Source organism: Citrobacter sp. Marseille-Q3906 (assembly GCF_916618775.1).
Classification (GTDB): domain Bacteria; phylum Pseudomonadota; class Gammaproteobacteria; order Enterobacterales; family Enterobacteriaceae; genus Citrobacter; species Citrobacter murliniae.
Genome location: NZ_CAKAKA010000002.1, coordinates 893,396 through 908,442, shown reverse-complemented (window position 1 = coordinate 908,442; position 15,047 = coordinate 893,396). Strand labels below are relative to the sequence as shown.

14 protein-coding genes are annotated in these 15,047 nt (G+C 53.2%); 4 read left to right on the top strand and 10 right to left on the bottom strand.

Translation table 11 applies throughout. The features are described 5' to 3' along the window. Positions 1–165: 165 nt before the first annotated feature. A complete protein-coding gene (gene putP / locus LG384_RS08475) occupies positions 166–1,674 on the bottom strand; it encodes a sodium/proline symporter PutP (RefSeq protein ID WP_225760752.1) in 1,509 nt (502 codons plus the stop codon). A gap of 422 nt (positions 1,675–2,096) precedes the next feature. Between putP and putA the strand changes: the two genes are divergently transcribed. Then, a complete protein-coding gene (gene putA, locus LG384_RS08470) occupies positions 2,097–6,059 on the top strand; it encodes a trifunctional transcriptional regulator/proline dehydrogenase/L-glutamate gamma-semialdehyde dehydrogenase (RefSeq protein WP_045441515.1) in 3,963 nt (1,320 codons plus the stop codon). Positions 6,060–6,815: 756 nt separating this feature from the next. Then, positions 6,816–7,211, top strand: a complete 396-nt coding sequence (locus LG384_RS08465; protein WP_225760751.1) for a lysozyme inhibitor LprI family protein — start codon at positions 6,816–6,818, stop codon at positions 7,209–7,211. Here LG384_RS08465 and rutR read toward each other — a convergent pair. The 3 genes from rutR to LG384_RS08450 form a co-directional block, all read right to left on the bottom strand. After that, positions 7,208–7,846 (bottom strand): HTH-type transcriptional regulator RutR, encoded by a 639-nt coding sequence (gene rutR / locus LG384_RS08460; protein ID WP_045441513.1) that lies wholly within the window; start codon positions 7,844–7,846, stop codon positions 7,208–7,210. The two genes, LG384_RS08465 and rutR, sit on opposite strands and share 4 nt — an antisense overlap. 58 nt (positions 7,847–7,904) lie before the next feature. Beyond that, complete coding sequence (locus LG384_RS08455) at positions 7,905–8,819, bottom strand: DMT family transporter (protein ID WP_045441512.1); 915 nt, start codon at positions 8,817–8,819, stop codon at positions 7,905–7,907. 160 nt (positions 8,820–8,979) lie between these two features. Then, the gene (locus LG384_RS08450; RefSeq protein ID WP_045441510.1) at positions 8,980–9,153 is read right to left on the bottom strand and encodes a general stress protein; all 174 of its coding nucleotides are present in this window, start codon (positions 9,151–9,153) and stop codon (positions 8,980–8,982) included. A gap of 385 nt (positions 9,154–9,538) precedes the next feature. Here LG384_RS08450 and wrbA point away from each other — a divergent pair, with 385 nt between their 5' ends. Both wrbA and LG384_RS08440 read left to right on the top strand, forming a co-directional pair. Further along, the gene (wrbA, locus tag LG384_RS08445) at positions 9,539–10,135 is read left to right on the top strand and encodes an NAD(P)H:quinone oxidoreductase (protein WP_045441508.1); all 597 of its coding nucleotides are present in this window, start codon (positions 9,539–9,541) and stop codon (positions 10,133–10,135) included. Between the two features lie 20 nt (positions 10,136–10,155). Then, positions 10,156–10,383: a YccJ family protein gene (locus LG384_RS08440; protein ID WP_003036015.1), complete on the top strand. Its 228-nt coding sequence runs from the start codon at positions 10,156–10,158 to the stop codon at positions 10,381–10,383. A gap of 36 nt (positions 10,384–10,419) precedes the next feature. Here the strand turns inward: LG384_RS08440 and agp are convergent, their stop codons facing one another. From agp to LG384_RS08410, 6 genes are all read right to left on the bottom strand, one after another. Continuing rightward, positions 10,420–11,661 (bottom strand): bifunctional glucose-1-phosphatase/inositol phosphatase, encoded by a 1,242-nt coding sequence (agp, locus tag LG384_RS08435; RefSeq protein ID WP_045441506.1) that lies wholly within the window; start codon positions 11,659–11,661, stop codon positions 10,420–10,422. Positions 11,662–11,748: 87 nt separating this feature from the next. Continuing rightward, the gene (locus LG384_RS08430) at positions 11,749–12,456 is read right to left on the bottom strand and encodes a helix-turn-helix transcriptional regulator (RefSeq protein WP_045441504.1); all 708 of its coding nucleotides are present in this window, start codon (positions 12,454–12,456) and stop codon (positions 11,749–11,751) included. Between the two features lie 68 nt (positions 12,457–12,524). Then, on the bottom strand, positions 12,525–13,280 hold the full coding sequence (locus LG384_RS08425; RefSeq protein ID WP_225760750.1) for a sulfite exporter TauE/SafE family protein: 756 nt from the start codon (positions 13,278–13,280) through the stop codon (positions 12,525–12,527). Between the two features lie 86 nt (positions 13,281–13,366). Further along, on the bottom strand, positions 13,367–13,855 hold the full coding sequence (locus tag LG384_RS08420; RefSeq protein ID WP_045441500.1) for a hypothetical protein: 489 nt from the start codon (positions 13,853–13,855) through the stop codon (positions 13,367–13,369). 24 nt (positions 13,856–13,879) lie between these two features. After that, positions 13,880–14,365, bottom strand: a complete 486-nt coding sequence (locus LG384_RS08415) for a TlpA disulfide reductase family protein (protein ID WP_048221684.1) — start codon at positions 14,363–14,365, stop codon at positions 13,880–13,882. Next, complete coding sequence (locus LG384_RS08410; protein ID WP_045441496.1) at positions 14,352–15,047, bottom strand: ABC transporter ATP-binding protein; 696 nt, start codon at positions 15,045–15,047, stop codon at positions 14,352–14,354. The genes LG384_RS08415 and LG384_RS08410 overlap by 14 nt, the downstream gene beginning before the upstream one ends.

The following is a 15,047-nucleotide window of genomic DNA, read 5'->3' as shown; positions in this document are numbered from 1 at the left end:
GGCTGTAAGAAATGATCAGGCTGTCCGCTAGTTTTTTGCTTACTTACACTTCTACTGCGTGGCGTACGTCATACGTCATACGTCAACACCCAGTATCCCGTTCACTCAAAGCATCTTAAGTGAACGGTGTTACGCACGCAGCGAGCTTTAGAGATGTTGGGCAGGTTATTCTACCTGTAAACGTGACGGCGGCGCTGAGTGATAGTGGGCATCCGCCTCGGCAAAACGTTTCTGCATTGCCGCAGATGGCGCTTTACCCAACAGGCTGAAGACGACGATCCCAATGCTGCCGAAAATGAAGCCAGGGATGATTTCATACAGACCCAACCACGCGAACTGCTTCCAGACGATAACCGTCACCGCACCGATGATCATCCCTGCCAACGCGCCGTTACGGGTCATACGCGACCACATGACGGAGAACAACACGACCGGGCCAAACGCCGCACCAAAACCAGCCCAGGCGTAGCTCACCAGACCAAGTACGCGGTTTTCCGGGTTTGCCGCCAGCGCAATAGAGATTAGCGCGACAACCAGCACCATGATGCGCCCAATCCACACCAGTTCTTTCTGGCTGGCATTTTTACGCAGGAACGCTTTGTATAAATCTTCAGTAATAGCGCTGGAACACACCAACAGCTGGCAGCTCAGCGTCGACATCACTGCCGCAAGGATGGCAGACAGCAGAATACCGGCAATCCATGGGTTAAACAGGATTTGCGCCAGTTCAATAAACACACGCTCGGCGTTCTGATTGACCTCCCCCGCCAGAGACGGGTTGTTATTGAAGTAAGCGATACCAAAGAAACCAACTGCGACCGCGCCCGCCAGACACAAGATCATCCAGGTCATACTGATGCGGCGTGCGTGAACAATACTATGGTGGGAATCGGCTGCCATAAAGCGCGCCAGAATGTGCGGCTGGCCGAAGTAGCCCAGACCCCAGCCCATCAGGGAAATGATGGCAACAAAGTTCAGTCCTTTGAGCATATCCACGTTCTCAATGCTCTTTTGTTTGATCACTTCCAGCGAGTCTTCAAATCCGCCCACGCCAATAATGACCATCACCGGCGTCAGGATCAGAGCAAAGATCATCAGGCTGGCCTGCACGGTATCGGTCCAGCTTACCGCGAGGAAACCACCAATAAAGGTATAAATGATTGTCGCTGCCGCACCGGCCCACAGAGCAGTTTCATAGCTCATGCCAAAGGTGCTCTCGAACAGACGCGCCCCTGCCACAATACCTGAAGCACAATAGATGGTGAAAAACAGCAGAATAACCAGCGCGGAGATAATACGCAGAATACGGCTTTTATCTTCGAAACGACCGGTAAAGTAATCCGGTAGCGTCAGGGCGTTGTTATTGTATTCAGTGTGAACACGTAGGCGACCCGCCACCAGCTTCCAGTTGATCCACGCGCCTAATGTCAGGCCGATAGCAATCCAGCTTTCTGAAATACCCGACAGGAAAATCGCGCCTGGCAGCCCCATCAGCAGCCAGCCGCTCATATCAGATGCCCCGGCGGATAACGCGGTTACAAATGGCCCCAGACTGCGCCCACCGAGAATATAGTCATCAAAGTTTTTGGTCGAACGCCATGCAATAAACCCTATCAATATCATGCCAAAAATATAGACACAGAATGTCACTAACATCGGTGTGCTAATAGCCATCAAAACTCTCCAAAATTATGTATCGGCAATGTCGTGACTTGCCGTTTTATTACCCTGCCGGAACGTGGCGAAGATATCTATGTTTACCAGGGCGACCGTATCCTGCCGGAAGCGATGGTCATTCACAATCGATTTAACACATCATTTACATCAAATTTGATCCAGATTGGATAGCATTTTTCTGGAGGTTGCACTCCCTCACATTTTTTTCGGTTGCACCTTTAAAAAGTGTTAACTACCGCAGAGAAAAAGATTTCGTTATTTTTACAACGCTCATCATAAGAACAATATTTATTAACATTTCATTCATTTTCAAGCTTGCAAACCAGGTCACATTTAACACGGTTGCACAAAGTTGCAACATGGTAGATATTTCTCGGTAACTATCAGACCCGTATTTCAGTACAACAGGAGTAAACGGCATGGGAACCACCACGATGGGGGTTAAGCTGGACGACGCCACACGCGAGCGTATTAAAACAGCAGCATCACGAATCGATCGCACACCGCACTGGCTGATTAAGCAAGCCATCTTTAATTATCTCGAAAGACTGGAAAATGACGATGCCCTTCCTGAGCTACCTGCCCTGCTGGCTGGTGCAGCGAACGAGAGCGATGAAACCACCGCGCATCAGAATGAAACACACCAGCCTTTCCTGGAGTTTGCCGAACAGATCCTGCCTCAGTCTGTCTCACGTGCGGCCATCACCGCCGCGTATCGCCGCGCTGAAACTGACGCAGTACCGATGCTGATGGAGCAGGCTCGTCTGCCGCAGCCGATCGCGGAACAGGCTCATAAGCTGGCGTATCAACTCGCTGACAAACTGCGTAACCAGAAAACCGCCAGCGGCCGTGCCGGCATGGTACAGGGATTATTGCAGGAGTTCTCTCTCTCTTCACAGGAGGGCGTTGCGTTGATGTGCCTGGCGGAAGCGCTGCTGCGTATTCCAGACAAAGCCACTCGTGATGCGTTAATTCGCGACAAAATCAGCAACGGCAACTGGCAGTCGCACATTGGCCGCAGCCCGTCCCTGTTCGTGAACGCCGCAACCTGGGGGCTTCTGTTTACCGGGCGCCTGGTCTCCACGCATAACGAAGCCAGCCTCTCACGCTCGCTAAACCGCATCATCGGCAAGAGCGGCGAACCGTTGGTGCGTAAAGGCGTCGATATGGCGATGCGCTTAATGGGCGAGCAGTTTGTCACCGGGGAAACCATCGCAGAAGCGCTGGCGAATGCGCGCAAGCTGGAAGATAAAGGCTTCCGCTACTCCTATGACATGCTGGGAGAAGCCGCGCTGACCGCCGCCGATGCGCAGGCCTATATGGTCTCTTATCAGCAGGCGATCCACGCCATTGGTAAAGCCTCTAACGGTCGTGGGATTTATGAAGGTCCGGGAATTTCGATCAAGCTGTCAGCGCTGCACCCGCGCTATAGCCGCGCACAGTACGATCGCGTGATGGATGAGCTGTATCCGCGCCTGAAGTCGCTAACCCTGCTGGCGCGCCAGTACGACATCGGCATCAATATTGATGCTGAAGAAGCGGATCGCCTGGAAATCTCCCTCGACCTGCTGGAAAAACTCTGCTTTGAACCTGAACTGGCAGGCTGGAACGGTATCGGTTTTGTTATCCAGGCCTATCAGAAGCGCTGCCCGTTTGTTATCGACTACCTGATTGATCTGGCAACACGCAGCCGCCGTCGCTTGATGATCCGTCTGGTTAAAGGTGCGTACTGGGACAGCGAAATCAAGCGTGCCCAGATGGATGGACTGGAAGGTTATCCGGTCTATACCCGCAAGGTTTACACCGACGTTTCCTATCTGGCCTGTGCGAAAAAACTGCTCGCCGTACCAAACCTGATCTACCCTCAGTTCGCGACCCATAACGCGCATACGCTGGCTGCGATTTATCAGCTGGCGGGTCAGAACTACTACCCTGGACAGTACGAATTCCAGTGCTTGCATGGTATGGGTGAGCCGTTGTACGAACAGGTCACAGGCAAAGTGGCGGACGGCAAACTAAACCGCCCATGTCGTATTTACGCACCGGTGGGGACCCATGAAACGCTGCTGGCGTACCTGGTGCGTCGTCTGCTGGAGAACGGGGCTAACACCTCGTTCGTTAACCGTATTGCAGACACCACCTTGCCACTGGATGAACTGGTTGCCGATCCGGTCGAAGCCGTTGAAAAAATGGCACAACAGGAAGGCCAGGCGGGTCTGCCACATCCGAAGATTGCGCTACCGCGCGACCTGTACGGCAAGGGGCGCGATAACTCAGCCGGACTGGATCTTGCGAACGAACATCGTCTGGCCTCGCTGTCCTCTGCTCTGCTCAATAGTGCCCTGCAAAAATGGCATGCCAAACCAATACTGGAGCATTCAGTAGCAGACGGAGAAATGATCCCCGTCATTAACCCGGCAGAACCCAAAGATATTGTGGGTTATGTACGCGAAGCCACCCATGCTGAAGTGGAGCTGGCGTTACAGAGCGCGGTAAATAATGCCCCGATCTGGTTCGCAACACCGCCACAGGAACGTGCCGCTATTCTGCAGCGTGCCGCCATTCTGATGGAAGGCCAGATGCAACAACTGATTGGTATTCTGGTGCGTGAAGCGGGTAAAACCTTTAGCAACGCCATTGCTGAGGTGCGCGAAGCCGTAGACTTCCTGCACTATTACGCAGGTCAGGTTCGTGATGATTTTGACAACGAAACGCATCGTCCGTTAGGCCCGGTCGTCTGCATCAGCCCATGGAACTTCCCGCTGGCAATTTTCACCGGACAGATTGCTGCCGCATTGGCGGCGGGTAACAGCGTGTTGGCAAAACCTGCGGAACAAACCCCGCTGATTGCCGCCCAGGGCATCGCCATCTTACTGGAGGCCGGTGTGCCGCCGGGCGTGGTGCAGTTGTTGCCTGGTCAGGGTGAAACCGTCGGGGCGCAACTCACATCCGATGAACGCGTACGCGGCGTGATGTTCACTGGCTCCACGGAAGTCGCCACGTTGTTACAACGCAATATCGCCACCCGTCTTGATGCTCAGGGTCGCCCGATCCCACTTATCGCTGAAACCGGTGGAATGAACGCGATGATCGTGGACTCCTCTGCGCTGACAGAACAGGTTGTTGTGGATGTGGTGGCCTCTGCCTTTGACAGCGCAGGACAGCGTTGCTCGGCGCTACGGGTACTGTGTCTGCAGGATGATATCGCCGATCACACGTTGAAAATGCTGCGCGGCGCAATGGCGGAATGCCGGATGGGCAATCCGGGTCGCCTGACGACCGATATTGGGCCGGTTATCGATGCTGAAGCCAAAGCGAATATTGAGCGCCATATTCAGGCGATGCGCGCCAAAGGTCGCCCGGTATTCCAGGCCGTGCGTGAAAACAGTGATGATGCGCGTGAATGGCAAACCGGAACCTTTGTTGCCCCCACGCTTATCGAACTGGAAAGCTTCGACGAGTTGCATAAAGAGGTGTTCGGTCCGGTACTGCACGTCGTGCGCTACACCCGTAACAATCTGGGCAGCCTGATTGAGCAGATTAATGCCTCCGGCTACGGTCTGACGCTGGGCGTGCATACCCGTATTGATGAAACCATCGCCCAGGTCACCGGTACGGCGCATGTAGGTAACCTCTACGTCAACCGCAATATGGTTGGCGCAGTAGTCGGCGTACAGCCATTTGGTGGTGAAGGTTTATCAGGAACCGGTCCAAAAGCGGGTGGCCCGCTCTATCTGTATCGCCTGCTGGCAAACCGCCCAGAAAATGCGCTGGGCGTAACGCTTGCCCGCCAGGATGCGGATTATCCTGTTGATGCTCAGCTCAAAGCGGCGCTTATTCAGCCTCTTGATGCGCTCACCGGGTGGGCAGCCGACCGCCCATCACTGCATGCGCTCTGTCAGCAATTTTCCGAACTGGCGCAGGCCGGGACTCAGCGTCTGCTGCCGGGTCCTACCGGGGAGCGCAACACCTGGACGCTGCTGCCACGTGAACGCGTACTGTGTATTGCGGATGACGAGCAGGATGCGCTGGTGCAGGTTGCCGCCGTGACATCTGTTGGCAGTTTGATCCTGTGGCCAGACGATGCTTTCCACCGTGAACTGGCAAAGCGTCTGCCTGCGGCTGTTTCCGGGCGCATTCAGTTTGCCAAAACCGATAACCTTACCGCGCAACCGTTCGATGCGGTTATCTTCCACGGCGATTCCGACCAGTTGCGTGCGCTGTGTGAAGCAGTCGCCGCGCGGGAAGGGGCGATTGTCTCGGTACAAGGGTTTGCCCGTGGCGAAAGCAACATTCTGCTGGAGAGGCTGTATATTGAACGCTCGCTGAGCGTCAATACCGCCGCCGCCGGGGGTAATGCCAGCCTGATGACAATCGGCTAAGGCGGTGGTTATGGGGTATACGCTTCAGAACTGTCAGTAAAGCGTCGCCAGATGACAATGAATATATTGCCTCTGGCGCCTTGTTACGTTCACCTTGAATGCTTCACCACTCTGAAGCCGTTATGCCTGTGAACGTGTAAAGGGCGTTCTCCGCCACGCCCTTTACAATCCCGGCTCCCGGCAGGAAAATTGTTGCTTCGCAATCCCCTCCGCTAATTCCTCCAGGCTACCGGGCCGGGCGCGAGGTAGCGTCCCTGCAAAACGCGCCCTGAGCCAGCATCCATGCTGGCTCTCCCGGCCTTTCGGAAACGCGTCGGCAATTTTCAGCCGGACCAGTCCACACCTGACCTCCTGCATTTTTTGTTTAAACAGCAAAAAGGAAATACCTGAAAGCCAGAGCGCTGAAGCGACCCCCTTAGTCCGGCTGAAAATCGATGAGGCGTTGACGGCTGACCGGGGCAGCCCGCAGGGAAGCGGGCTGAGGGGACGGCCTGCAGGGATGCAGGCTCGGCACCGACCCGACAGGCAGACGGAATAAGACGAATAAATCGCGCAGCGACGATTTTCCTTGCCGGGAGCCAGGGTTGCAAGGGAGGCGGCGGTGAGCCTCCCTTGCACGTTCACAGGGGCAGAGGCCTCAGAAAAGTCATGAACATAAAGTGAACGGAACCCTGTTCCAGAGTAAAATGTTCTTCTAATACTTAACAAACAAGCATTACTGGTAACGGAACCTTATTTATGCAGCCAGAGGGAAGCATGAAACGAATAATACTGACATGTGCGGCACTGTTGCTCAGCAGCCAGGCACTGGCTGATGACTGTGCCAACGCCAATAACCAAATTGAAATGAATACCTGTGCTGCCGCGCAGTTCAAAGCGGCTGACGCAAAACTAAATGATACTTATCAGAATGCACTTAAGCGCGCCGCGCCTGCTCAGCGTGATCTGCTAAAAAAAGCGCAAGTGGCGTGGATAACTCTGCGGGATGCTGACTGCGCGTTAATCTGTTCCGGTGCGGAAGGCGGCAGCGTACAGTCGATGATTTCCAGCCAGTGTCTGATGGATAAAACCAACGAACGCGAAGCATTTCTCGCCTCGCTCCTGCAGTGTGAAGAAGGTGATTTAAGCTGCCCGTTACCGCCCGCCGGTTAACGCACGCGGATCCCCTCGATTATCATCCGCTGTACACTTTCAACCGTTTGGTTAAAAAAAGCGTCATCACGCAGCGTTGCGCCGGTCACTGCCTCTACCTGTGGGGCAAAATCAGCGTAATGCTGTGTTGAAGCCCAAATCATAAAGATCAGATGATGCGGATCGACCGGAGCCAGCTTCCCACTCTTTACCCATCCGGCAATCAGTGCGGATTTCTCATCAATCAGCGTTTTAAGATCGCCCGTCAACTCAGTCATCAGCAGCGGCGCTCCCGCCAGCATCTCCATACAAAACAGTCGGGAAGCCTGAGGATAATCGCGGGAAACTTCCAGTTTGAGGCGGATATACTCTTTAATTGCCACCAGCGGCGCAAAGTCTTCACGAAAAGCCTTCAACGGTGCCAGCCAGATGTCGAGGATCTGCCGCAGAACGGCAATATACAGCACCTCTTTAGACGGGTAGTAATAGAGCAAATTGGTTTTTGACACGCCCGCCTGCTCTGCCACCTGCTCCAGACGCGTGCCATGGATCCCGTACTGGGAGAAGATATTTAATGCAGCGGTTAAAATGGCCTGACGTTTAGCACTGACGGCCTGCGAGCGTTTACCTGTTTTTTTCTCTGCGCGTTGAGCCATGCGCCCTCTCCTTGTTTTGAGGGCGTCAGCATAACAAATCACGCGGTGAATGGTTACATTAAAGCGACTCCGGCGGCGCGTCTTGCGGTATGGCTTTTTTCTTATTGAACTTCAGTTCACTGACCAGGACGCCAACAATAATAAAAGCAGCGCCTAACAAAGCCAGTAGCGGTAAGCGTTCACCGGCAAGGCGACCAAAGATCCCCGCCCACACAGGTTCTCCGGTATAGATAACCGTGGCGCGTGTCGGAGATACGCTGCGCTGTGCCCAGTTCATCGTTACCTGAATAATCGCGCTAAAAATACCCAGCCCCAGAGCAACGACCAGTAACCCTGTCGACGCTGGCGGTACGGACTCTCCCGCCGGAACCATAGCAATAAACGCCACCACTGAAGCGGTTGCCAGTTGCACCACCGTGACTCGCCGCACATCCACTTTCCCAGCCCATGCGCTGATCAGAATAATTTCTGCGGCTATCGCCACCGCGCTGGCGAGCGTGATCCACTCCCCTTCACCGAGAGCGAGTAAATTACCGCCAGGTCCGGCAAGGAATATCAGCCCAATAAATGCCAGTACAATCCCGACGCACGGCATCAGTCCCGGCATACGGCCCAGGCACAGCCACTGTAAAAGCGGCACCAGTGGTACATACATGGCGGTAATAAATGCAGACTTACTGCTGGGAATATACTGTAGCCCCCAGGTTTGCAGGCTGTAACCCAGCGCAATGGATACACCGATCGCCACACCCGCTTTTACTTCCAGCCATGTCAACCCACGTAATGTGCGTAACGACAGTAGTGCCACCGCAAGCGCCGCTGTAGCAAAGCGCACGCCAACAAAGAAGAAGGGACCACTCATCGTGACGGCATACTGCACCGCCAAAAACGTTCCACCCCAGAACATGGTGATCACAATGAGGATCGCTTCCTGGGGTTTAACGGAGAAGGAATAACGAGAAAGTAATGACATGAGACACCCAATTAACCGAATGTCATTAGTCTGCGTTGTGTTTTGTTACAGTTCAACCTTGCATACAAAAAAACCGCCGGAAGAACCGGCGGCGGTGGCGATGTAACGTCTGGCGATGAAAGCTCAGCCGTCACGATATATCTAACAGACAGCACGGCAATTACGGTTTCGTGTTGCCGTGGCTATTTTTGCCCCCTTTTTTGCCTGCCTCTGAAGCGCGTTGCGGGTCATTCTTGAAGTTGCCCCCGCTGTGCTGGCCACCTTTTCGACCTGCTTCTGATGCTCTTTCGCGGTCTTCCGCAAAATTACCGGAACCGCCTCGATGGTTTGCCATTACTGACCTCCGTCATTGATTAGACATCATATTGCATAGGTGCTGAGGAGTGATACCTCACGCAGCGTTTGGGCATTGCCCTGATTATCACTGCGTGGGATTAAGCATAGTGAAGCCTGACCAGACGACCTGCTAACGGTAATATTCTGCAACAGGATCGGTAGTAATACGAAGACAATCACAGAGCGAAATCAATAAGTCTTTCTTATGACAGCTAAAATCCACCAGCTTAAAAATGTATCATTTTGCAACAAAAACCCGTGTTATAAAAATTGTTATAAATCAAAGAAATGATTGTGAAATTTGCACTCCTGGCAGTACGTCATATCTTTAAAGGTAGGTAGCGAATCGCTACGGACACGGTTAAATCGAGGAGTAGTGTAAAATGGCAAAAGTTCTGGTGCTCTATTATTCCATGTATGGACACATTGAAACCATGGCCCATGCAGTCGCAGAAGGCGCAAACAAAGTGGATGGCGCAGAAGTTATTATTAAGCGTGTGCCAGAAACTATGCAGCCGGAAATCTTCGCTAAGGCGGGCGGTAAAACACAAAACGCACCAGTCGCAACCCCGCAGGAACTGGCTGATTACGACGCCATCATTTTCGGTACCCCCACACGCTTTGGCAACATGTCCGGTCAGATGCGTACCTTCCTGGATCAGACCGGTGGACTGTGGGCTTCTGGCGGGCTTTACGGCAAACTTGCCAGCGTATTCAGCTCGACAGGAACCGGCGGCGGTCAGGAACAAACCATTACATCGACCTGGACTACGCTTGCCCACCACGGAATGGTGATTGTTCCTATTGGATACGCCGCGCAAGAACTGTTTGATGTCTCACAAGTACGCGGCGGAACTCCGTACGGTGCCACCACGATTGCCGGAGCGGATGGCTCACGGCAGCCAAGCCAGGAAGAATTATCTATTGCCCGTTACCAGGGGGAATATGTCGCAGGCCTGGCAGTAAAACTCAACGGCTAATCTTCAACAGGAGGATTCGAATGCCAACTCAAGAAGCGAAAGCCCATCGCGTCGGCGAATGGGCAAGTCTGCGCAATACATCGCCGGAAATAGCCGAAGCCATTTTTGAAGTCGCCCACTATGACGAGAAACTGGCGGAAAAAATTTGGGAAGAAGGTAGCGACGAAGTGCTAATCAAAGCCTTTGAGAAAACTGACAAAGATTCACTCTTTTGGGGTGAACAGACTATCGAACGTAAAAACGTCTAGCGCTCTGACTCCCCCGCTTCCACGGGGGAGTTTTCTTTACTTAGCCGCCTCATTCAGCACGCTATCGAATTTATCGATGGGGCAAAATCCATTGGTATCAACCGGACAACCTTTCAGTTCCAGCGTCACGCGCTGTGCCGGGGATTTTAGCGTCAGAACTTCCGCATTACGCAACTGTTGCGAACTCTGATACACATACTCAATTTTCATCAGGTCACGGTTAGCATTGCTGTCGTGCCAGCGTTGAAAGACGATTTTCCCGCCGATCGGCGTACGTTCGTTCTGGTCGTGTAACTGGTAGGGTTTGAAATCCAGCGCCGTTAGCAGCGAGGCAATGTTTGAATCATGCCCCACCAGCACGGTAATTTTCGGCGCTTTCGTCCGTTCAGTCACCAGCGCATTGTCGATATATTTCACCAGCGGTTTAGCGACGTTCTGTGCAACTTCCGGCGAGGTGAACAGACTGTCCTGATAGCCGTTTTTCAGTTTCGACAGCACCTTCCACTGTTGGTCGGATTTAATCTCACCCCAGGCCACATCGTCCATCGGGAAGCCTTCGTAATATTGCAAAGTGAACGCATCCACCAGCGAATTACCCACCTTCAACGGTCCTGAAACACCGGGTTCCTGTTGATACTTCGCGCTGAACGTGTCTTTGGCGTCGATCAGGGAGCATTGCTGTTTTTCTTTACAGGACGGTGAGTCCTTATAGTTTGTCATTTGCTCAAGCAACTTGTAGCTGTCATTAAGCTGCATTTTGCTGCGCTCTTTTTCCATAGCCTGAACGGCCTGCTGACTAAAAGCGGCGGAATCATCAGTGATAACCGGATTAAAGGTTGGGTCCATGGTGCCCATTTTTTCCTGATGATGCACCGGAACATCACACCCAGGGAAAGCACCGGTTACGAAGAATTGTGCGGTCGCGACCGTACGCTGCAAGCTGTTAGCATAGGTATACACCGTATCAGGGGCCGGACATTCACCGGATTTCACCATCCCCTGCTCTGCCAGCCATTCACGCATGTAATGACCCATATAGATTTCCAGCACGCCGCCTTTGGTGGTGAGTTGGCCACCCGGAACCTCCCATTGTGGCCATTGCTTTGGCGTAGACTGCTCAAGAACGCTGCCATTATTGGCTAAAGGTGCACGTAAGTTATGTCGACTCATCATCAATACTTGCTGAAGCTGATAGCCTTCCGGCGTTGTCTGCGCCTGTGCGGCGGATGACAATAAGACAACGCCTGCCACGGCGGCGGCAATTAACGACTTTTTCATCCCTACGACCTCTTGTTGTTATCAATTCCTCAAGAGTGTGACAGAAATATGTCATTTTTCCGGGAACGCTTTCGCAAAACAGGAGATCTACCGCACAACTTTGATGCCAAATTCCGTCTGGAGTTTGCGGATCCCAAGCGGAGTGAACGTGACATGGCGACTGCCCGACTGCGTTTTAATCCACTTCTGTTCGGAAAACCAACGCAGAAGCGTTGCGCCGAGCACACCGCCTGGATGGTAGCGTCGCTCACTCCAGTCCAGACAGCCGCAGCTGAATTTTCGCCGGGATGAACCCACAGCCAGAACAATCCCCATCTCCGTCAGCATTTCCTGCCCAAGTTTGGTCAGCGTTTCGCCATCAGACGTTAGCCATTGCCGGGCAACCAGCGTATCAAAAAGCATTACCGCAACTTCACCGGCCAGATGGTCATAACAGGTTCGGGCATGCCGCAAACTCAGCGGCGTGGTAATTTTTCGTGGCGTTGATGTTGCCCATGCCACCCCCATCAAACGTTCCAGCAGTTCGGCGATCTCCGTTCCTGCGAGGCGAAAATAACGATGCCGGCCCTGAGCGAGCGCAACAACGAATCGCTGCTCGCACAGACGCGCCAGGTGCGCACTGGCGGTGGAAGCTGACACATCAGCCACAGCGCTAAGTTCGGTTGCGGTCCAGGCTCGGCCATCCATCAGGGCGCACAACATGCGCGAGCGCGATTTATCGGCCATCACTGCCGCAGTAAGCGCCATCCGCGACTCCAGCTCGCCCTCTTCATCATTGAGCATTACCGATGCCATTACTTCCCCCCACCGCCTGATCGTTGGAATTAACATGCCATGAAATCACCATAAAGTCATAGCTGGACTCACGCCGCGCGCAGCATCATTTCCACACCCAGCCCTACCAGGCAGAACAGAAAACAGCGTTTAAACACCACAGGAGAAATCAGCCGCCGTACACGGGTTCCTACCCACTGGCCCAGCAGCGCAGGAATAATGGCAAACGCCGATAAGCTCAGCGACTGAATGGGCAATGCATTGTGCCACCACAAACCCAACGCGAGAGCCAGCGTCGAAAAGGTAAAAGAGATCCCGAGCGCCTGCACCAGCTCATCTTTTTCAAACCCCAAAGACTGGATCCATGGCACAGCAGGCATAACAAAGACACCAGTGCCACCGGTCAATAAACCGGTCACAAATCCAATGACGAGGGAAAGCGGTTTTTCACGTTGCGGTTCCACGGCGATTTTCTTTCCCGCCAGCGTCCAGACGGCATAGACAACCAGCGCCACGCCAAGCGCAAACTGAGTTCGGGTCGTGTTGCCCGCGGTGATCCAGACACTGGCAAGCAGAGTGGATATGACGACCATCAACAACATTGGCCACAGCCGTTGCAGCAACCTGCCTGTATTACCCCCGCCGCCAAACTGAAACACATTGCTTATCAGAGAAGGCAACAGCAGCATTGCCGCAGCGGCAACCGGAGAGATGAGCGAGCCGAGGATCCCCATAGCCACCGTGGGCAACCCCATGCCGGTTACGCCTTTCACCATGCCCGCCAGCACAAACGTAGCAGCAACCATTATTACCAGGGAGGGGTCATTCGCATATACATTGGCCATTCTTCACTTTCCCGCAATAGAAGATAAGCCAGTTTGTACGCTAATAGTAATGCTTGCTTCGTCGGGCGACGAAATATGCCATCCGGTTATTCGGAAATAATCACTTCGCGACGGATATTACGCACACAATATAAGGTCCCGTCGGTAAGGTACAATTGATGAAAGCGCGTGTTATCTGGAATGTTGTGTAAAAGGGAACGCTCAGTATCAATGAACTCTTTTTGTATCCGATAATGAACTGCGTCATCAGTTTCAAAGGAGACATATTCCCGTGTGGTATACGGTTTACTTTTTAATTTTACATACACAATGTATTGCACCGTACTGAACGTCAGCCCGGTTTTTGCAGCAATCTCTTTCAGATTTAATGGTTCAGAAGACGCATAGAGAGCTTGTACCTGTTCAATGCGTTTTTGATTGTAAGCCGACACCCGCAGGCCGATTTTCAGTCGATACGCCATATTACGCACAACCGTAATATTGGTGCAAAGCATCTGCGCAATCTGCTCCGTTGTGAGAACTCCTGCGTTTTCACGCAGGACGGTCAGACTCTCTTCATTCCACCTAAATGCCATTTAGCGCTTCTCCCTGTATCGCGTTTATAGGGCTGCCAGACGCGCAAACGTAGCCTCTAACTCAGGCGGTTTCCGCATCCCCTGGTGTAATTCCAGCACGCGACCTTCCCGATCAATCAACACAGAGGTTGGCGTACCGATGACCTGATAACGCTCCTGGGAAATCTTAAGCTGATCGCGAAGTACCGGATAAGAAACCTGATGTTTCGCCAGTAAGCCATCAATCATCACCGTCGCTGGATCGGTATTCACCGCCACGACCACCACCTTATCGCCCCACTTTTTACTCAACGCTTCCAGCGCGTCCATTTCGGCAAGACAGCCGCCGCACCCCGCCGACCAAAAGTTAAGATAAACAGCCTTCCCACGCCAGTGTTCAAGCCCGGATTCTCTTCCCTGCATGTCGAACGTTGCCAGCGCCGGGGCTTGCTGCCCAACCGCCAGTTTCTCTTCTTTACATCCGCTCATCAGAACCAAAACGGCGAGAATTAATACGTTAGTCCAGCGCATGTTGATTAGCCTCCTCGCCCTGATATTTGCCATGTTGCAGGCGGATAATACGATCGGCAAACAACCCAAGCGCCGGATTATGTGTCACCATCACAATCGTGCGCCCCTGGCGATGCAGGTCGGTGAGCAGATCCAGTACCCGCTGTTCATTCTCCTCATCGAGGTTACCCGTGGGCTCATCGGCAAAAATCACCGGCGGCTCATTGACCAGCGCCCGGGCAATGCACACCCGTTGCTGCTCTCCTCCGGAAAGCTGACTCGGCAGGTGCGTCACGCGATGCCCAAGCCCCACCTGTTCCAGAACCTTTCTGGCCGCCGCTTCATCGACCACGCTGTGGTAGTGCTGTGCCAGCATGATATTCTCCAGCGCGGTTAAAAACGGGATCAGATGAAACTGCTGGAACACCAGCCCTATTTTTTCAGCACGAAAACGGCGCCGCCCCTCTTCATCCAGTGCTGCGGCATCAATCCCATCTAAAAACACCTGACCTTCTGTCGCGGTGTCCAGGCAGGTAAGAATATTCATCAATGTCGTTTTACCTGAACCAGACGCGCCCATAATAGCGACAAACTCGCCCTGCACTATTTGCAGGTTGATGTCATCTAAGGCGGTAACATCACCGAACCGTTTATATAAATGGCGGGTTTCAATCGCCATTGGTGGGGTCTGCATAACGGACAT